At 53.0% G+C, this 20,763-nt stretch carries 14 protein-coding genes; 4 read left to right on the forward strand and 10 right to left on the reverse strand.

Features of this window, described 5'->3' with window-relative positions; all coding sequences use genetic code 11:
* Window position 1: 1 nt before the first annotated feature.
* The 4 genes from D467_RS0109545 to D467_RS0109560 form a co-directional block, all read right to left on the reverse strand.
* Window positions 2–823 (reverse strand): Na(+)-translocating NADH-quinone reductase subunit C, encoded by an 822-nt coding sequence (locus tag D467_RS0109545; RefSeq protein ID WP_018917289.1) that lies wholly within the window; start codon window positions 821–823, stop codon window positions 2–4.
* Window positions 823–2,046, reverse strand: coding sequence for an NADH:ubiquinone reductase (Na(+)-transporting) subunit B (locus D467_RS0109550; RefSeq protein WP_018917290.1), 1,224 nt, complete (start codon window positions 2,044–2,046; stop codon window positions 823–825). Before D467_RS0109550 ends, D467_RS0109545 begins: the two co-directional genes overlap by 1 nt.
* Before the next feature lie 2 nt (window positions 2,047–2,048).
* Window positions 2,049–3,398, reverse strand: a complete 1,350-nt coding sequence (locus tag D467_RS0109555; protein WP_018917291.1) for a Na(+)-translocating NADH-quinone reductase subunit A — start codon at window positions 3,396–3,398, stop codon at window positions 2,049–2,051.
* Between the two features lie 315 nt (window positions 3,399–3,713).
* A complete protein-coding gene (locus D467_RS0109560) occupies window positions 3,714–5,174 on the reverse strand; it encodes a glyceraldehyde-3-phosphate dehydrogenase (protein ID WP_018917292.1) in 1,461 nt (486 codons plus the stop codon).
* A gap of 366 nt (window positions 5,175–5,540) precedes the next feature.
* On the opposite strand from D467_RS0109560, the gene mfd reads away from it, so the two are divergent.
* Window positions 5,541–8,990 (forward strand): transcription-repair coupling factor, encoded by a 3,450-nt coding sequence (gene mfd, locus D467_RS0109570; protein WP_026285700.1) that lies wholly within the window; start codon window positions 5,541–5,543, stop codon window positions 8,988–8,990.
* A gap of 81 nt (window positions 8,991–9,071) precedes the next feature.
* On the forward strand, window positions 9,072–10,202 hold the full coding sequence (locus D467_RS0109575) for a L,D-transpeptidase family protein (protein WP_018917295.1): 1,131 nt from the start codon (window positions 9,072–9,074) through the stop codon (window positions 10,200–10,202).
* Window positions 10,203–10,297: 95 nt separating this feature from the next.
* Here D467_RS0109575 and D467_RS0109580 read toward each other — a convergent pair whose 3' ends face one another.
* The 6 genes from D467_RS0109580 to D467_RS0109605 all read right to left on the reverse strand — a co-directional run bounded on the left by D467_RS0109580 (window position 10,298) and on the right by D467_RS0109605 (window position 18,272).
* Entirely contained in the window at window positions 10,298–10,561 is a 264-nt protein-coding gene (locus D467_RS0109580; RefSeq protein WP_018917296.1) for an Lpp/OprI family alanine-zipper lipoprotein, read from the reverse strand.
* A 209-nt stretch (window positions 10,562–10,770) separates the two neighbouring features.
* Window positions 10,771–11,400, reverse strand: coding sequence for a L,D-transpeptidase (locus tag D467_RS0109585; RefSeq protein ID WP_018917297.1), 630 nt, complete (start codon window positions 11,398–11,400; stop codon window positions 10,771–10,773).
* A gap of 177 nt (window positions 11,401–11,577) precedes the next feature.
* Window positions 11,578–12,042, reverse strand: a complete 465-nt coding sequence (locus tag D467_RS0109590) for a hypothetical protein (protein WP_018917298.1) — start codon at window positions 12,040–12,042, stop codon at window positions 11,578–11,580.
* Between the two features lie 89 nt (window positions 12,043–12,131).
* A complete protein-coding gene (locus D467_RS0109595) occupies window positions 12,132–12,593 on the reverse strand; it encodes a DUF6586 family protein (protein ID WP_018917299.1) in 462 nt (153 codons plus the stop codon).
* The gene (gene topA, locus D467_RS0109600; RefSeq protein ID WP_018917300.1) at window positions 12,590–15,217 is read right to left on the reverse strand and encodes a type I DNA topoisomerase; all 2,628 of its coding nucleotides are present in this window, start codon (window positions 15,215–15,217) and stop codon (window positions 12,590–12,592) included. The genes D467_RS0109595 and topA overlap by 4 nt, the downstream gene beginning before the upstream one ends.
* Window positions 15,218–15,569: 352 nt before the next feature.
* On the reverse strand, window positions 15,570–18,272 hold the full coding sequence (locus D467_RS0109605; RefSeq protein ID WP_018917301.1) for a DUF3141 domain-containing protein: 2,703 nt from the start codon (window positions 18,270–18,272) through the stop codon (window positions 15,570–15,572).
* Window positions 18,273–18,508: 236 nt separating this feature from the next.
* Here D467_RS0109605 and D467_RS0109610 point away from each other — a divergent pair, with 236 nt between their 5' ends.
* Window positions 18,509–19,495: a LysR family transcriptional regulator gene (locus D467_RS0109610; RefSeq protein WP_018917302.1), complete on the forward strand. Its 987-nt coding sequence runs from the start codon at window positions 18,509–18,511 to the stop codon at window positions 19,493–19,495.
* A 213-nt stretch (window positions 19,496–19,708) separates the two neighbouring features.
* Window positions 19,709–20,761 (forward strand): lipoyl synthase, encoded by a 1,053-nt coding sequence (gene lipA, locus D467_RS0109615; RefSeq protein WP_018917303.1) that lies wholly within the window; start codon window positions 19,709–19,711, stop codon window positions 20,759–20,761.
* Window positions 20,762–20,763: the final 2 nt, after the last annotated feature.

Genomic DNA, 20,763 nt, shown 5'->3' on the forward strand with positions numbered 1-20,763 from the left:
ATTAAGCCCCCTCACCGTCTTCGAAGTCAGTCTCGGTGTTTTCGGCGTCTTCCGGCTCTGTACCGCTGCGGAATGTCGCAAGGTACGGTGCAAAACCTTCTTCGCTCAGCCAAAACTGCAGCATGTTGGTGACACCATTACTGGTGAGCGTAGCACCGGATAACGCGTCTACTTCGTTTTCGTTGCTAGCGCCGCCTTTAGTCAGGTGGATGGCCGGTGAGAGATCGCCCTCTTCAGCGTAAATCTCTTTGCCTTCCCACTGAGCCTGCCAACGTGGGTTGTTAACTTCCGCACCTAGACCCGGCGTTTCGCTGTGGTCGTAATAAGTGATACTGATGATGGTATTACCGTCGCCTTCAATGGACAGAAACCCCATCATACGACCCCAGAGGCCCTGACCACGAATGGGCAGAACGATCTGATCCGGGTTTTCTTCATCACCTACCAGATAAACGGTTGCGTAGTTCTCAACCCGAGAAAGACCCGCGATGTCACGGTCGCCAGACAGCGTGCGGCCCGTTGCCGGGTCACGCGCAGCCTCAAATCCGTCAAACGTTTCAGGGTCAAACTCATCGGTATATTCACCGGTTTCAAGTTCAACCACGCGTGGCGTGATCTGGGCCTGGAACTCTTCCTCGACATCCATACCCGGCTCGTATAAACGCGCCACGTTAAGGATGTTGGTTTTACGGTCTAATTCCTGGTTGAGCTGCTGAGTGGGACGCAGCGCTACGGCGGCCGTCGAAACGATAACCGAGCACACGATACACAGTGCAAACGCAACAATCAGGATCTTCTTGATTGAGTTGTTACCTTGTGCCATTAGGCTGTCTCCTCGGCCGGTACGCCAGTACGCTTGATACGGCGTTTGATATTGGCCTGGACGAAGAAATGGTCAATCAATGGAGCAAACAGGTTGGCAAACAAAATAGCTAACATGATGCCTTCTGGGAAGGCCGGGTTAACCACTCGGATCAGCACTGTCAATACACCAATCAACGCGCCAAAGATCAGACGACCCTGGTTGGTCATTGAAGCAGATACCGGATCAGTTGCCATGAAGACCATACCAAATGCAAAGCCACCGACCACAAAGTGCCAGTACCACGGCATATCAAACATGGGGTTGGTGTCTGAACCGATCAGATTGAACAATGCGCTGGTCGCCACCATTCCAAGGAACACGCCCAGCATAATTCGCCAGGAAGCGATGCGGGTATAGAGCAGCACCAACGCACCTATCATGATAGCAAGCGTAGACACTTCACCCACCGAGCCAGGCACAAAGCCAAGGAAAGCGTCCCACCAGCTGAAGGTGTTGGTCAGTGTATCCATGCCATCCTGGAAAGCCATGGAGAGCGCTGTCGCACCCGTGTAACCGTCAGCGGCTACCCAGATAGCGTCACCAGAAATCTGCGCCGGGTATGCAAAGTAGAGAAAGGCACGACCGGTTAGCGCCGGGTTAAGGAAGTTTTTGCCAGTACCGCCAAAAATTTCCTTGCCGATCACGACACCAAAGGTAATACCGAGCGCCACTTGCCAAAGCGGGATGGTTGCCGGAAGAATCAGTGCGTAGAGCACCGAGGTCACGAAGAAACCTTCATTGACTTCGTGGCCACGCTTGATGGCAAACAGCACTTCCCAGAAGCCACCGATGGCAAACGTCACCAGGTAGATAGGCAGAAAGTACGTTGCACCCAATACAAAGTTGGCCCACAGGCTGCTTGAATCATGCCCTGACGCCAATGTCATCAGAATAGCTTCGCGCCAGCCACCCATGGAGGCATAGCCTGCATCGATTGCCACGTTCGCCTGCCAGCCAGCGTTCCACATACCAAAGAACATGGCCGGAAAGGTACAAAGCCAAACGGTGATCATGATGCGCTTCAGATCGATACCATCGCGCACGTGAGCCGTGGTTTTAGCAACGCTGGGCGGGGAGTAGAAAATTGTATCTACCGCTTCGTACAGCGGATAGAATTTTTCATACTTGCCGCCTTTATGGAAATGCGGCTCGATATTATCGAGCGTTTGTCGGATACCCATTATCAGGCCTCTTTCTCGATCATGGTGAGGTTGTCACGCAGGATAGGGCCATACTCATATTTGCCGGGGCAAACGTATGTGCACAGCGCCAGATCCTCTTCGTCTAGCTCAAGACACCCAAGTTGCATGGCAACTTCAATGTCGCCCACGATCAGCGAACGAAGCAGCTGGGTCGGCATGATATCCAACGGCATAACGGCTTCGTACGAACCTACTGGCACCATGGCACGTTCAGAGCCATTAGTGGAGGTCGTCGGCGCATAGTTGCGCAGGCCTTTAATGCGGGAAAGATAAATACCCAAAATCGAGTGACGGTCAGCGCCCAACGACAGCCAGCCCAGCAAGGCGCGCTTATTGCCTTCTTCAAGCAGGCTGATCTGGTTGCTGAAACGTCCTAGATAAGTCAGATTTCCTTCAGCCGTAAAGCCAGAGAAAACAGAACCGGAAATCACCCGAGTGTCATCAGGTTTGATGATTTCACCCGCCAGGAGTTCATCAGTACTTGCCCCAACACGGGTGCGGATAAGGCGCGGCTTCTCAGCACGCGGGCCACCAATAGCAACCACTCGATCAGTGCTCAGCTTACCTTCAGCAAATAGTTTGCCGAACGCAATCACATCCTGATAGCCGATATGCCAGACGTGTTTGTGTAGCGCGACCGGCGAAAGGTAATGAATATGCGTGCCCACCAGGCCCGCCGGGTGCGGACCGGCAAAACTTTCGGCGGTCACACCATCAATATCTTTTCCTGGGATCGTGCCATCAGCCCCGGTACATAAGAAAACGTTGCCCTCGGTCAGGCGGGTTAGCACCTTGAGGCCATCTTCGAATGCCTGGGATTCTTCATTAATGATTACTGCTGGATCAGCGCTTAACGGATGGGTGTCCACCGCTGTTACGAAGATATCGGCAGGTTTACTGTCAATTGCTGGCGTACGCGAGAATGGACGCGTGCGTAATGCCGTCCAGAGTCCCGATTCAACCAGTTGATCGACTACCAGCTGTCGGTCGAGTTGTGCTAAAGAAGCGCGATCATGAGAGGCGAATGTCATCGCTTCTTCATTTTCGTCAACTTTAATCACTACCGACAGCAGGCGACGCTTTTCGCCACGGTTTATTGCTACTACTTCACCGCTTGCCGGTGCCGTAAAGCGCACACCTTCAACTTTCTTATCGGTAAAGAGCAGTTGGCCCAGTTTGACCTTATCCCCTTCCTGAACTTCCATGGTTGGCTTCATGCCAACGTAGTCAGTGCCTAGGATTGCCACGTAACGCACAGGCTGCGCATCTTCAATACGCTGCTCGGGCGCTCCCGTGATGGGGAGATCCAGGCCTTTTTTGACTTCGATCATAGTCTCGCCCAGTTGATGGATCGGATATACGAAGGTAAGGGGTTCGAATGCTTATTTTCTGCCCAGTGAATTGTTATTTTCTGTCAGATTGTTACCAGTCAGGCCCAAGCACTGCTTGAACCACCCCGAAAAATCTACCGTATTATAAAGATAAGCGCGGCCAATGACCACATCCCTGACACTCTCAAAAAGTGTTATATAAATTTCAATAACTATTGATTTTGCCATAAAAAAACGCCACCCGTAGGTGGCGTTCAAAGTGCTTGATAAAAGAGTTTAAAATCGCGAAACGCGGCCAACTCCAATAAAACCGCCTTAATGCTGGCGCGGCAGTTTTAAAAATTCGACATTGGACATGTGCTGCAGAATACGAATTACCTGGCAGCTGTAGCCGAATTCGTTGTCGTACCATACGTAAACGACGGCGTGATTGTCATTAGCAATCGTTGCTTTGGCATCCACAATACCAGCGTGGCGGTTACCGACAAAATCTGACGACACCACTTCTGCAGAGTCCACGAAGTCGATCTGCTTTTGATAATCCGAATCAATGGACATTTTACGCAGGTAATCATTTAACGCGTCAGCGTCGGTCGATTTATTCAGCGTCAGGTTCAAAATGGCCATGGATACGTTCGGCGTAGGCACACGAATAGCATTACCGGTAAGCTTGCCTTCCAATTCGGGCAACGCCTTTGAAACGGCCTTGGCGGCGCCGGTTTCCGTTAATACCATGTTGAGCGCCGCGCTACGGCCACGACGATCGCCCTTGTGATAGTTGTCGATCAGGTTCTGGTCATTGGTATAGGCGTGAACCGTTTCAACATGCCCCACCTCTACCCCATACTCATCGTTTAATACTTTGAGTACCGGCACGATAGCGTTAGTGGTGCAGGAAGCTGCCGACACGATGCGATCATTTTCACCGATGGTTTTATGGTTAATACCATAAACGATATTTTTGATGTCGCCTTTACCCGGTGCAGTCAACAGCGCCTTGGCCGCGCCCTTGCACTCAAGATGCTGACCGAGGCCTGCTTCATCGCGCCAGATACCAGTGTTATCGACGATAACGGCATTATTGATACCGTAAGTGGTGTAGTCGATTTCACTGGGTGAATCGGCATAAATCACCTGAACAACATTACCATTCACGGTGAGCGTACGCGCCTCGACGTTAACGGAAATTGTGCCTTCAAACGGACCATGCACAGAGTCACGGCGCAGCAAGCTGGCACGCTTTTCAAGATCTTTAGCCACATCGCCCCGTCCACGCACCACAATCGCACGTAGACGCAACAGATTACCGCCACCGGCTTTTTCAACCAGTACGCGCGCCAGCAAACGTCCAATACGGCCAAAACCGTAAAGCACTACATCTTGCGGCTCGCCCTTGCTGGCGCCAGGCTGATAACCATCAATAATGTCGTGCAACTCATTACGCAGGAAAGCATTCAGATCGCCGCCACCCTGCTTTTTAAACATTACCGCCAGTTTACCCACATCTACATGGGCCGGACCAAGGTTAAGCGCAATCATCGCTTCAACAATCGGGAACGTATCTTCAACCGACAGCTCTGTGCCTTCGATTTTACGCACAAAGCGATGGTCTTTCAGAATCCGGATAACCGACTGGTTGATCAGCGAACGTCCAAACATGGTAGCCACAACGTTGTGCTGCCGATAAAGACGCCCCACCAGCGGGATCATCTGTTCTGCCAAGGCTTGGTTGTTTTGCCATTCCTCAAAAACATTCTCGGGAGCTTGCTGACTCACGTGCGGCCTCATAAGGTTTGTGAAAACGGATTGGTAAAAAACAAATTTGTGAAACAGAGTGCTAAAAACCAGTACTTAAAACTGTACTTAAAACAGCACTTAAAAACCGAGCGCTGAAAATCATAAGCGCTAAAACCGGCTATCGACCACAGGGCCGTAAACCAAATGACCAAGGCATTATCCCGGCCTTCGGGCCCGCCCGCAATCAAAGGATGGTCGCACACCATGTAGGGGTATTACAGAAACCGGGGTTTGACTACAAGCGCAAAATAGGCAGTAGTAATCGCGCCTGGCTAGCCCTCTGACGGAAAACGGGTCATCGTGTATGATCCAATCTCCGTTCCAGCGCAAAACGATACCCTGACTATGCCATCATTTTCTCTGCTCGAACCACCCCAACCGCAAGGAACACGCGACACACTTTACTGGACAGCGCCTCCAGGCAGTGCGTCTGCATTGGCGTTAGCCCAGGTTGCCTCCAGCGCACCTCTATTGGTGATTACGCCCAGTACGGCCAGTGCCCAGCGCCTGGAGCAAGACCTGGCGTTTTACAGCGACGTTCCCGTATTGCCGTTTCCCGACTGGGAAACCCTGCCGTACGACAGCTTCTCACCGCACCAGGATATCGTTTCGGCGCGCCTGCGTACGCTACGCCAACTTCAGGACGGCGTTCGCGGTATCGTGCTGGTGCCTATTAATACGCTGATGCAGCGCCTCTCCCCAGTGTCGTATATTGCTGGCCGCGTTATGACGCTGACGGCAGGCGCCAAACTTGACCGCGAACATTTTAGGGAATCATTGACCCGAGCAGGATATCGCGCGGTCGAAACCGTCTATGAACCCGGCGAATACGCCATGCGGGGCGCACTGATTGATCTTTTTGCCATGGGCATGGATGAGCCAATCCGCATCGACCTGTTTGATGACGAAATTGATACCCTGCGGCATTTTGATCCCGGCAGCCAGCGCTCAACCGATAAAGTAGGCACGATTGAACTGCTTCCCGCTCACGAGTACTCACTTAGCCGCAGCGCGATTGCCTGTTTTCGTGAGCAGTTTGAAACCTTGTTTGATGTCGACCCGCGCCAGTGCCCACTTTATAACGATGCCTTGAAAGCCATACCGTCCCCGGGCCTGGAGCACTATTTACCGCTCTTTTTTGACGAAACGGCATCGCTTTTCGACCACGTTACCGATGATACTCGCGTTGCTCTATTACCCGGCGTCTTTCAAGCCGCAGAACAGCACTGGCAAGCTATAGAGGCGCGCTATATCAATCTGGGGGTTGACCCTACCCGCCCACTTCTGCCCCCACACCGGGCTTTTTTCCCGGTCAGCGAGGTGTTCTCGGCTATCAAGGCGCGTCCGCGTATTGAACTGACCGAAGATGAAACGCAGCGCCACGCGCTAATCCCAGAAGCAAAGGCGTTGCCGCCACTGGCGATCAATGCTCGGGCAAAACAGCCATTGAGCGAACTAAAGAGCTTTTTAAACAGCGAGCCTGACACTCGAATTCTGTTTGTCGCTGAATCACGTGGGCGCCGGGAAGCGCTGGAAGAAATTCTGGCGCCTCTGTCACTGTCGCTTCCCCACGTTGAAAGCTTCCAGGCATTCCTGGCGAGCCAACACGCTTACGCCATTACCGAAAGCCTGGTGGATAGCGGCCTGTGGCTAACCCAGCCGACTATCGCAGTGATTAGCGAAACAGAGCTGTTTGGCGAGGTAGTGCGTCAAAGCCGACGCCGTGAAAAGGCCACCGATGACAATGAGCTGGCGGTTCGGCATCTATCTGAGCTGCGTGAAGGCGCGCCCGTAGTCCACCAGGCACACGGCGTAGGCCGCTACCTGGGGCTTGAAACCCTGGCCGCGGGCGGCCAGGCCAATGAGTTTCTGGCACTATCTTACGCCGATGGCGCGAAGCTATATGTACCCGTGGATAGCCTCCACCTAATCTCACGTTATAGCGGTGCCGATGATGAGCTGGCGCCGCTGCATAAGCTGGGCTCTGATCAGTGGGAAAAAGCGCGCCGCAAAGCGGCTGAGAAAATTCGCGATACGGCAGCCGAGCTGCTGGATGTTTACGCACGGCGTGAAGCTCAACAAGGCGTGGTTTATGAAAGCCCCGGCGACGACTATGTGCGCTTCTCGGCAAGCTTCCCGTTTGAAGAAACGCCTGACCAGCATGCTGCCATTGAAGCCGTCATTGATGATATGACGTCTCCTCAGCCAATGGATCGCGTGGTATGTGGTGACGTCGGGTTTGGTAAAACCGAAGTCGCCATGCGCGCCGCCTTCCTGGCCGTGCAGTCAGGCCGCCAAGTGGTTGTGCTGGTTCCCACCACTCTGCTCGCGCGTCAGCACTTTGAGAATTTTCGTGACCGCTTTGCCGATACGGCAGTCAATATTCGCCTGATCTCACGCTTTACGGCAGGCAAAGAGATGGCACAAACGCTTGAGAGCATTAAAAGCGGCCAAACCGACATTGTGATAGGCACTCATAAACTGCTCTCCAAAAGCGTCGAACTGCCCCTTATGGGGCTGCTGATCATCGATGAAGAACACCGTTTTGGCGTCGCACAGAAAGAAAAACTCAAAGCGCTTCGCGCAGAAATCGATATTTTAACCCTCACCGCCACGCCTATTCCCCGCACGCTCAACATGGCGATGAGCGGTATCCGCGATCTGTCGATTATCGCGACACCACCAGCTCGCCGCCTGTCGGTCAAAACCTTCGTCCAGCAGCGCGACAACAGTGTGATTAAAGAGGCCTTACTGCGCGAAATACTCCGCGGCGGCCAGGTCTACTTTCTACACAATGAAGTCAAAACCATTGAGAACACCGCGGAGCAGATACGTGAACTCGTGCCTGAAGCCCGTGTTGCGGTGGCTCATGGCCAGCTGCCTGAGCGTAGCCTTGAACGCGTGATGTCGGACTTCTATCACCGGCGCTTTAACGTTCTCGTCTGCTCAACCATTATTGAAACCGGCATTGACGTCCCAAGCGCCAACACCATTTTGATTGAGCGTGCCGACAAGTTTGGCCTGGCACAGCTGCACCAGCTACGGGGGCGCGTAGGCCGCAGCCACCATCAAGCATATGCCTACCTTTTAACCCCGCCACCCAAAGCCATGACGCGCGACGCAGTTAAACGCCTTGAGGCCATCAGCGCATCCGATGATCTGGGGGCTGGCTTTACCCTGGCAAGCCACGATATGGAGATCCGCGGCGCAGGCGAGCTATTAGGCGATGAGCAAAGCGGCCAGATGGAAACCATCGGCTATACACTTTATATGGAAATGCTGGACCGTGCCGTTAAGGCTATCCGAGCGGGGAAAACGCCTAATATCGACGCCCCCTTCAACACTGGCGTAGAAATTAGCCTAAACTTACCTGCTTTAATCCCAGACGATTATATTCACGATGTGCAGCAGCGGCTTGTCATGTATAAGCGCATCGCCAATACCCAAAGCGATGCCGAGCTTAAAGAACTGCAGGTAGAGCTGATCGACCGTTTTGGCCTGCTGCCCCAGCCACTCAAGAATCTGGTTCGCCAAACCAAGCTGCGCCAACGCGCCGAACAGCTGGGGATTAGCCGTATTGAAGCAGGTGACAGCCGTGGACGAGTGCTGTTTGATGGCACAACCCAGGTTGACCCATTAACCCTCGTCAAGCTGATTCAAACCTCACCTCAGCACTACCGTCTGGATGGCTCAGACACCTTACGGTTTGAATTCACAATGGAAACCAGCGAGCAACGCTTTGAGCAAGTAGAGACACTTTTAACTACTCTTAATCAAAAAGTAGCGGCGGCGTGAACCTTGGGGCAAACTGGTAGCAAGCAAGCCATGTTTGCCCGTTTACGCGTACAGCAGAGCACTAACTTACTAGGAATGACCATGAACACTCGTCATAAATTCAACCTTTGGGGCCCTACCAGTTTGGCTGTATTACTGGCAGCTAGCCTTACAGGCCCGGTTTTTGCACAAACAGCGCCTGAGCAAGCAGATAATGCAGTAACTGCTAGCGAAGCACTGGCAGATGCCGACCAAGAAGTTGAACAAGCGCGCGACGAACTGCCACGCGGGCATTTTCGCTTACCCGAACAAGGCGACATCATCGGTGAAAGCTACACGGTTACCGTTGAAGACCCTAAACAGACACTGATCGATATCGCTCGTCGCCATAATATTGGCTATGAAGAAATACGCATGGCTAACCCTGGGGTAAGCATGTGGGTGCCAGGCGAAGGTACCGAGGTAGTGATTCCGGCTCAATACATTCTTCCGCCAGCACCGCGTGAGGGTGTGGTCGTCAACCTCTCTGAACTGCGTCTTTATTACTACCCGGCCGATAACCCAGGTATTGTTGAAACCTATCCTGTCAGCGTTGGCCGTAATGAATTCGCAACGCCGGTAGGTCTTACCCGCACGACGGTAAAAGTGAAGGATCCGGCTTGGGCACCGCCCGCCTCCATGCGCCGTGAAGCGGCTGAGCGCGGCGAGCCGGCTCCATCGGTCGTACCGCCCGGCCCGGATAACCCGCTTGGCGAACACGCCATTCTATTGGCCATGCCAAGCTATCTGATTCATGGCACCAATCGGCCTGACGGTGTGGGCATGCGCGTTAGCCGCGGATGTATCCGCATGTACCCAGAAGATATCAAATCGCTTTACGAGCGCCTGCCAAGCGGCACGCAGGTCAATTTGATGGACGCGCCCTTCAAGGCCGGCTGGGCAGCCGATGGAACGCTATTTGTGCAGTCGTACCCGCAGCTTGAAGAGAATGTTGGTGACTTCGAGCCTCTGCTAGGCGCCATTGAGCGCGTTGATGCGCTAACCGAAGATCAGGTAGAGGTAGATTACGAGCAGGTAAAACGTGCCGTAGAATCACCGGATGGCCACTTTGTAGCTTTATACGGCCCTCAAGCACCTAAGCCTGCCGTAGAAGAAGAGCCGGCAGCAGAACTTAATGGCTTGTTTGAAGAAGTAGAGCTTAGCCGGGCAGAGCCTGCTGAAGAAGATGCTTAACAGATAACATCCATAAAAAAACCCCGCCGAGGCGGGGTTTTTTTACATCTTCAGCAACCGCTGAGTCTAACGACTACCCAGTGGTCCAAGCAGAATTACTTCTGCATGGAGCGCTGGAACATGCGGTTCATTTCTTCACGGTTCTGCTCAGACATCTGCAGGGCAGCTTGCGCATCGCGCTGAGCTTGGTTAGCAGTGTTCAGAGCTTGTGAAGCCATGCTGCGTGCTTCTGCGGCATCAGCCTGTGCAGATTCAGCAGTCATGCGAACTTCTTCCAGAGCGCTGGTAGAAGCACAGCCAGCCAGGATTGCCAGAGAAGCAGCAGCGGCGGTCATTTTCAGAGTAGTCTTCAGAGTCATAATGTTCTCCTTGAGTCTTCCTTGGGTACAACGTTAGGGGTATAACAAAATCAGGCTAATTGCTTAGTTAGAGTTTGTCTACCCACGATACAGGTTCTTTACAATGACTTGTGCGTGAGCACGCTAGTCAAACGCTGTTTTATAATAGACCGCAGCGCTTGTCTATAGCCACTTGTACAAAACCTCGAACTTCCATCAACAACATAAGACTAGCGGATCACAACGCGAGTGCCAACATCAACCAACTCTGCAACTCGCTCAATTTGTTCATTTGTCACCGCCACGCACCCTTGAGTCCAGTGGTAGCGGCCATGAATATCGGGATCACCGCTGCCGATGCCATGAATTCCAATGGCCCCACCCAGCGCCGTGTTTTGCGGTGGATGTCCATATCGACGGTAATAATCGAAATAGGCTTCATAATCGCTTTGCGAGTAGATGCCTTTTTCGAGCGCCATGCGTGCATGAGCGGGAGTAGGATAATCGATACCGAGGAAGATATGCCACCGACTTTCGTAATTAAATCGATTGATCCGAAATTCTCCCAGCGGAGTGACGTTATCACCCATTACCCGCTGCGTCTTTGCGCCAGCGCGCCCCAGTGAAATGGGCGCAAAATATTCAAGCAGCGTTTCACCGCGAAAAACGCTAAGCGCCGACGCCTGATCATCGATCATCAACCATAGCTCGGTGCTGTAACGCGGTATGTGCGCGCGCGAAAGCAACGTTTCCACCAAGTCCGGCGGCTCTACGTTTAACGTAGCGTTGGTTGTAGCGGCGCTGGCAACCACTGGCCAGCTAAGGGCAAGCGCTAAAAAACGGCGGCGATCTAAAGACATAGTTCTAAATCTAAAGGCATCGGTTAGCTCTCAAAACGGTCAATTTACGACTTGAGCAACAAAGCATTTCTAAGGGTTGTTATACCCTATTAACGCCCTGCCTGTCAGTGATCTTGAGTAACAATTTTTTCGACAAGCACCGATACCCCTGTCAACCAAACGCCATTCAACGCAGCACTAAATATCCTCAAACTCTTGCATACTGGTCACCAGTTTTCGTGCTTCCGCATTGTGGCCCTGCGCCAGAGAATCAAAAAACTCGGCTTCCGGCTCAATGCGCGCCCGGGAGGCGCGATGCTCATAAAGCGCCTGTAATTTCTGGTGAGCTTCAGCGGCTGTACGTGTCGCTTCATCGACAGACCCAGCCACCGTTTTTTCAGTTAATTGCTCAAGCTCGGGCGGTTCGGGAAACTCACTTGATTCATCAAACCAGGTTTCCAGAACTTCTTTATGGCTTGAACCGTCATGAAAGAGATCATTCAGGCCTTTCTGCATTCTTAGCTCACGGCTGGCAAGATAGGTTAGCGCCATGCTTAGGCGCTCGTTATCCGTCTTGTCAGCCGCGTCACTGTACTGTTGGGCCATACGCTTGTGAAAGCCTTCCGCCCACTCGACTAAATCTTTGACTTGGTTATAGCGCATCCTTGCCTCCTTCCGGCGTTCTATCATTGAAGCAACATCGTGTTGTTTTATGATACTAGCTGATCAGGGTAGTTCCGTTATCTCGCAAGCTACCACTCCTGGCTGGTTTCCCTGAGCGCTGCAATCTCAAGCTTTGCTTCTTGCAAGTGTATGAGAAGCTCTTCGTGAAGGCTTGCCTGACGACCTACCGCAATCATCGACGGGTTAGCTACGGCGCGCCTGGCGGCGCCATCACTGCCATGTAACTGTTCAAGCTTCTGGGTAAGCCAATACAGCCAGCTTTCAGGATCACGCATCAAATCGCGTAACCGCTGCAGCTCTGCAAGCGGCGGCCCATTGCTTGCCAGCAGTTCCTGCCAGACGTGATGTTCCAGCCGGGCATGCTCGGTTACTTCTTTGAGCAGCGAGGTCAACGCCAATTCAAAGAGAGCCAAGGCACTCTCTTCGAGCGCCATCTGGCGAGCGGGCGAATGCTCGTCTTCACCAATGGGCATGCTTACCAGCAATTCAGCCTGGTAGAGCAGTTGATTAGTGCGCGAGCGAGCACTCATTTACGCTTGTCCTCTACGTGCCATTTGCCTGCATCGAAGGTTGCTTTCCAGCCAGTAGCCTTGCCCTCTTCGTCCGTCATCACGTACTGCTCTTTATTTTTACGCGAGTAGCGAATTTGAGCCGGACGACCATCAGGGTCTTCACTGGGCGCCTTGAGAATAAAGTGATACTTCTCGGGCAGCTCATCAGCATGGGCTTTTAGCTCTTTAACCAACGGCGGACGCGTTTCACGGTTTTTAGGGAATTTGCTCGCTGCTAAAAACAAACCGCTTGCTCCATCGCGCAGTACGTAGTGGTCGTCCACTTTCTGGCAGGCCAGTTCCGGCATCGGAATCGGATCCATCTTGGGCGGCGCCACTTCACCACTTTTCAATAGCTTACGAGTATTCTTACACTCGCTATTGGTGCAGCCAAAGTATTTACCAAACCGGCCTGACTTAAGCTGCATTTCCGAGCCACACTTATCGCATTCGATAACCGGGCCGTCGTAGCCTTTGATCTTGAACTTGCCCTGCTCTATTTCATAACCATCACAGTCAGGGCTATTACCGCAAATGTGCAGCTTGCGGGTTTCATCAATCAGGTAGTTATCCATCGCCGTGCCGCACTTATGGCACCGACGCTTGGCACGCAGGGCGTTGGTTTCCGCCTCTTCACCGGCATCCGCCGCCACGGCCTCCTCACCCGGAATCAGGTCAATCGTAGTCTTGCAGCGCTCTTTGGGCGGCAGGTTATAGCCACTACAGCCTAAAAACACGCCGGTGGAAGCAGTGCGAATCTGCATCTTCCGACCACACGAGGGGCAATCAATATCGGTTGGCACCGGCTGGTTGGGACGCATCCCGTCATCGCTTTCAGCCTTGGCAAGCTCTTCACTAAACTCGCCATAAAAAGCATCAAGCAGCGCCTGCCAATTGCGTTCACCTTCCGCGACTTCATCCAGGCTGTCTTCCATACGCGCTGTAAAAGAGAAGTCCATCAGGTCAGGAAACGACTCTTTCAGGCGCTCGGTGACGATATCACCCAGCTTTTCGGCGTAAAAACGCCGATTTTCCAACTTCACATAGCCACGATCCTGGATCGTCGAAATAATCGAGGCGTAGGTAGAAGGACGACCGATCCCCTGCTTTTCAAGCTCTTTAACCAAGCTCGCCTCAGTGTAACGAGCTGGCGGCTTGGTAAAGTGTTGCTGAGGATCCAGCGTTTCCATCGCCATTGGTGTGCCTTTGGGCAAATCAGGCAGCGTCTGGTCTTCATTCTTACCGCTGGGCTTCATAACCCGCGTGTAGCCGTCAAACTTCAGAACACGCCCTTTGGCGCGCAGATCATAGCCATCCACTTCAACGCTCAGCGTGCTCGACAGATACTCGGCGGGCGTCATCTGACAAGCCACGAACTGACGCCAGATCAGCTCGTATAAGCGCTCGGCATCGCGCTCCATACCAGCCAAATCGGTTGCCTTGCGCTCAACGCTTGATGGGCGGATCGCTTCGTGGGCTTCCTGAGCACTCTCTTTGCTACTATAGCGATTGGGTGCCTCGGGTAGATAGCGCTCGCCGTACTCACTGCCAATAAACTCACGTGCACTTTCCACCGCATCTTTCGAGAGATTGGTGGAGTCGGTACGCATATAGGTAATGTAGCCGGCCTCATACAAACGCTGGGCCATGGTCATGGTTTTCTTGACCGAGAACCCTAAGCGTCCACTGGCCGCCTGCTGCAGTGTAGAGGTAATAAACGGTGCCGTCGGCTTAGAACTAGTGGGCTTATCTTCACGCGAGGTAATCGCAAGCTTCGCGTTACGTAGCGCCGCAATACGCTCCATGGTGTCTTTTTCAGACGTCGGCTTGAACGCCTTGCCATCCTGTTTGGCAAGCGCAAAGCGCACCACTTCGCCCTCTGGCGAGGCTAGATCCGCGTGCACATCCCAAAACTCTTCCGGAATAAACGCACGAATATCACGCTCGCGCTCAACAATAAGGCGCACCGCGACAGACTGCACGCGACCAGCGGAGAGGCCACGGGCCACTTTTGCCCACAGCAACGGCGACAGCATAAAGCCTACCACGCGGTCTAAAAACCGCCGTGCCTGCTGAGCTTCAACACGCGGGATATTCAGAACGCCGGGAGCTTTAAACGCATCCTGAATGGCGTTTTTAGTGATTTCGTTAAACACGACCCGCTTATAGCGACTATCATCCCCGCCAATGGTTTCCCGCAAATGCCAGGCAATGGCCTCCCCTTCGCGGTCCAAATCCGTCGCCAGATAAACGGCGTCAGCCTTTTCAGCAAGTTTTTTGAGCTCAGCCACCACCTTCTCTTTACCGGGCAAGACTTCATAATGGGCTTCCCAGCCATTATTGGGATCAATGCCCATACGCCGAATTAACTGATCGTGGCTTTTGCGCTTTTTATACTCTGCCTTCTCTTCCGCCGACATTTTGCGTGTTGCCGCGGCTTGGCGAGCGCGCTCCTTAGGGTCGGAAGCTGCCTTGCCCGAGCCGCTGGTCGGCAGATCACGAATGTGACCCACGCTCGACTTTACGATGAAATCGTTGCCGAGATACTTATTAATCGTCTTCGCTTTAGCCGGCGACTCGACGATGACCAGTGACTTGCCCATAGTGCTCCACTTTTCTATTGCGTGGGCTGACAGCCCACGCTCTGAATACGGTACCGCATGATGTTGCAATTAACGGCCCTCTTGAAGTGGCCGAAACAAACATACGGATGAAAAAATGCGCCTACCCTACCCCAGGCCTTCACTTAGCGCCAGTAACAACCGCGCGGTAGAGAGAACAAAGCCTATTTTTATAAACCCAAAGTTTTCTAAAACCAGATTTTCTAAAACTAGATTTCTAAACCCAAGTAGCTAGACACTAGACCGACGTTTCAAGATCGGCAACCTACCTTTTTCTATAAACAAAACGCCCCTGCTAAAAAGCAGGGGCGCTGAGCCAGCCAAAAAAACCTAATTAACGCTTTCGAGGCGTCTTACGTCGAGTGACGTTTGCGCTTGGTTTTTTGACCTCAACAGGCTGGTCATCCGCTGCTTTAGCCGTAGGCGTTGAAGCCGGCTTTTGATCATTTGAACCTGCGTCCGCCGGGGTAGCCTTTGAGGCTTTCTCGGCCGTATCGTTAGCCGAGCCCGGCTTGGCATCCTCTTTCACCACCGCCGGTTCTTCGGGTGCTTTTTTGGTTACCGCGGCCTTTCTAGCCGCAGGCTTCTTGTCGGCCGTTTTTTTCTCGTCTGGCTTTTTATCGTCAGCGTTTTTACTGACGGTGTTTTTACTGACAGTGTTTTTACTGACAGTATTTTTACTGGCAGCGCTTTTATTAACGGGTTGAGCAGCTGGAGCAGGCTCAGCCTTTACCGTCGCTTTAGGCGCAGCTAAAGCGGCAGGTGCTTTGCTTGGGGCGGGCTTGGCCGGCCGCGCTTTCTCAAACAGCGCTTTGATTTGCCCAAAACGCTCGGCAGCATGTTCTGAAAGCTCGCCGCTTGCGGCAAACACGTGCTCCAGATTTTTTATATACCCATCGATAGCGCTACTACTTTCACCGGCTAGAAGCTCAGGCAGGGTATTCAGCGCTTTTTCACGATCAAGTTTTAAAATAAAGAACTGTTCACGCACTAACCGCTTAAATTCAGAAAGCTTGATCTCTGACTCAAGCTTCGCCCGTGAAGCCCGCAGCCGTTTGAAGTTGCGCTCATCTGTTGCGGGAGCACCGCCCAATACATAGATTAAGGAACGCATGATCGCTTCATGAGCGCCGCCCTGCGCAATGCGCTCACGCAACTCGTTCTGGCGACGCGCCAAAAAGCGCCGATGCTCAGGTTCAGCACCCGGCCGACGGCGGTGCACATGCGCATCGCCATGAAGCCCAACGGCCGCCTGAAGCAGTGGCTGACCATAGACATCCATAAACAAACGCTCTGTACTGCTATCGCGCAGATCACGAAAGGCGTTAAGCGATGCCACAATCTGATCGGAACTCATGATTTCAAACGCTTTGAAAAGATTGTCCTGACTTATTTCCTGGCGGTTTTTGCGCACCGCTTCTGCCATCACCGGCAGCGGCACGGACAAAGGATTACGATCCGAAAGCAGTTTGTAGCCCAACCGAATAGGATGCATACGGCGCATTAAACGCGCGCTTTCGGGTGTTATTAGCGCTTGCACCCAAGGCTGGACATATAGCCGGTACAGGCCTAAATTTATCTCAGAAATCCGTGCAACCGTGGCAAACCGCCGATCATCGTCAGCCTTATGATGCACTTCACGGTCAAGTTCCTCAAAATTACGTGCCTGAAATTCCAGCAGATAGTCACGCTCATAAAGGGCGGCGTCACTTCCTTCAGACGCCAGGGTAACCTTGGTTTCATATAACCCCGGCGGCATCACGTCGATGTAGTCCATGTTCGCCGTAAATTCAGAGTGCTCTTTACGCGACACGCTGCCGGATACAAAGATGCCCAAATGCCCGGTGGTATCATGCATGCAGTAAATGATGGTTTGATCGTTGGCGATAATATCGTCGGTATCTTCGTATAAATCACGAATCCAGCCCAACGCCTGGGGAGGCGGGGTGATATCGTCACCGCGGGAACAGAACACCACCACAGGTGAGCGTAAATTGCGTAGATCAATTCGTCGCCCGTCCCGCGTTACCAATTGAGCTGTCGATAAGCGATTACCCACGAATAAATTATCAACGATATATTGGATTTCATCACCACCCAGCACCACATGCCCGCCCCACCAGCGCTCAAAATCAAGATAGCGCTGGCTCTCGGTATCTACATTGGCGTAGAGGTGATACTGCTTTTTCCAATAGGTGTTGGCGGGATTTAAGCGCTCAAAGTTTTGTACCAACCAAGCGCCATCAAATAAGCCGTTACCCATATCGCTGGTAAATGCCGTGATCCAGCTACCCCCCGTCAAACCGCCGGTATAGCGCATGGGTGCATTGCCGTGCTCGCCCGCCCAGTAAGAGAGCGGTGCCCCCGCGATCAGGATAGGTCCAAAAACATCCGGCTCAAGCGCTGCCGCCATCATCAACTGCCAACCGGCCTGACAGTTACCCACCACCATGGGCCTTTCCGTGGTTTCTGGATGCAGGCTAATCACATGACGTAAAAAAGCCACTTCTGACTCGACGACGTCTTCAACCGTTTGGCCGGGCTCAGGAAAGGGTAGAAAACCGATAAAGTAGCAGGGGTGCCCAGCTTTTAACGCCACGCCAAGTTCGCTGTCAGGTTTAAAACCGCCAATACCCGGGCCATGCCCTGCACGCGGATCGACAACGACAAAGGGGCGCTTATGGGGGTCGATGACAGTGCCTTCAGGAGGCAGCACGCGCAGCAATTCATAGTTGGTCGGCTGGGGAAGCGTACGGCCATCCAGCAGCACTTCGGTTTTAAAACCCAGCACGCTCGGCTTGGTTTGCTCCATATGTTCCAAATACTGATTGCCGCGCTCACGCATAACGTCCCAGTAAAACACGCTGCGCTCCACGCTATCCCGCCAATAATCAACAGCGGCGCGCCCAATCCCAAACGGGTCCATTAATGAGGTAAGTGCCTCGCTGCCTGGCAATGAAGTAGAGGAATTAGCGGTTTCTCTCCATGCGTTCATTATCGGATTAGCGTTAAGCAAAGGATTGGCGAGAAAATTCATAGGGTCTCCCTAGGGTGAAGGCGCTGGCGATCAACCCAAAAGCCATGATGATGCTGCAATGCAATATAGTCTAGGCCACTCGGCGCCGAACGTCGATGGGTATTCGCGCAACGCCTCAAACTACCCGTATATCAGGTAGAATTGACTAAACAGTGGTAACATTTTCACTTAGCATTAGCGGCTTATAACGCTAGCTGGACTATTTGACGCCGGAGAGCGGTCTTTCAGAGGTTGTTATGTCATCCCCTACGCTGCTTAACCGCCTAACGTTTCGACAGCTGCAAGTATTTCAGGCGGTACATCGCCAGCGCTCCTATTCCCGCGCGGCCGAGCAGTTAGGGCTCACCCAGCCCGCCGTCAGCGCGCAAATACGCCAGCTGGAACAAGCTCTGGGCCAACCACTTTTCAAATATGCCGGTAAAACCCTGCACGTATTGCCTGCGGCAGACACGTTGGCATTGTCCACGCGGGAAATCTTTGGGCAGCTCTCTCGACTCCAGATGAATTTGTCGGATATCAACGGCAAGATTACCGGGCAGCTTAACTTGGCCGCTGTCTCCTCAGCCCAATATATTGTGCCGTACCTGCTGGCGCGTTTTCGCGCAAGCTACCCCGATATTCATGTACGTTTAAAGGTCTGCAATCGCAGTCAGGCGCTTGAACGTTTGGCCGAGCAGCAGGATGACCTGGTGATTATGGCGATGGTACCCGAGGATGAACGTTTGGCCGTAATGCCTATTCTCGATAACGAGCTGGTGGCGGTGGTATGGCCTGAGCACCCGCTGCTGGATATGCTTTCGCCTACGTTGACTGACTTCGCCCGCCACTATGTTTTGATGCGCGAGCCGGGGTCGGGAGTACGTAACGCCTTTGAACAGCTGGCCGCCTATCAGAAAGTCGCCCTGCCCCACTGCATTGAGCTGGGTACCAACGAAGCCATCAAGCAAGGCGTAATGGCTCATTTAGGCGTGGCGGTACTGCCGCGTTTAGCCGTGCAGCTGGAGCTTGAGCAAGGGCTTCTGTTTGCCCTGTCGCTACCTGATTTTCCCATTCGTCGAGCCTGGTGTACGGTTTATCAGCGTGAACGTTTTCCCACGCCCGTGGCCGAACTCTTTTTACGCTTCGTGCGTGAGCATTTAACCGAGTATCAGCGTCACTTCAAAGGGCCTTCAAGCCCGTTACCGAGTCATGGCGTGGCCTGCTTACCCATGCTTTCAAGCTAACCCGGCGGTGTCTTGTTATTCCCCAGTTATGTTACATTACGCCCTACTACCTATGTTTAATAAGCAATATGTCTTAATAAGCAATATGCATTAATAAGCAGTGTGTATTGATTAGCAACGCATTCGATAGCGTATTAATCGGCATGATTGGGGGGCAAGCGCTTACATTTATGATAAGCCCTGCCTGCCGCACAGTAGAGAGGCTCTATTCCTATGAGCAATAACCCCACACAGCGTGTTCCCAGCGGCCAGAAATTCCGTAATGAACACGGCACGACGGCGATCAAGGATGGCATGAAGGTGCGCAGTGCGCAGGCTGAAGCCCCATCGCTTGAACGCAAGCCCAAATGGCTGCGCGCGCAAATCCCCGGTGGCGAGCGCTTTGAAGCCGTTAAGCGTAACGTCGCGGAGCACCGCCTAAGTACCGTTTGTGCTGAGTCTCACTGCCCTAACATGGGCGAGTGCTGGAGCAATGGAACAGCCACCATCATGTTGATGGGGTCTGTGTGTACCCGTGCATGCCGTTTCTGCGCAGTCGATACGGGCAACCCCAAAGGCTGGCTGGATCTTGAAGAGCCCGAAAATACCGCCAAGTCGGTTGAGCTGATGGGGCTTCGCTATATCGTTTTGACATCGGTTGATCGTGATGATCTCGACGATGGTGGTGCCACCCACTATGCCAGTTGTATCCGTGCTATCAAAGCGCGTACGCCAGAAGTCGTCGTTGAAGCCCTGACACCCGATTTCGATGGTGACCAAGCAGCCATTGAGCGCGTTGTAGATTCAGGTCTTGAGGTGTTTGCGCAGAATGTTGAAACCGTTGAAAGGCTGACAAGCCGAGTACGCGACCCGCGTGCCGGCTATCGCAAAACGCTGGACGTGCTGGCCTATGCTAAAAAGCATCGTCCGGATGTGATTACCAAAACCAGCATCATGCTAGGGCTGGGTGAAACGGACGAAGAGATACTCAAGACGTTCGATGATCTTCGCGAAATTGGCGTTGATATCGTCACCTTAGGTCAGTATTTACGCCCTACGAAAAACCACCTGCCGGTTGAGCGCTGGGTAAGCCCTGAAGAGTTCGATCGGTATCGTGTCCTGGGCTTGGAAAAAGGCTTTATGGAAGTACCTTCAGGCCCGCTGGTGCGTTCAAGCTACCGTGCCGACCGAGTGTTCGAAAAGAATAATCTAGGACTTGCCTCTCCGGCCGCCATTCCGGGCCAAGAGTCTAACCCCAATATTATCCCGGCACTGAATGTAGGCTGATA

Origin of the sequence: Vreelandella zhanjiangensis DSM 21076, from assembly GCF_000377665.1 — a bacterium.
Lineage (GTDB): Bacteria > Pseudomonadota > Gammaproteobacteria > Pseudomonadales > Halomonadaceae > Vreelandella > Vreelandella zhanjiangensis.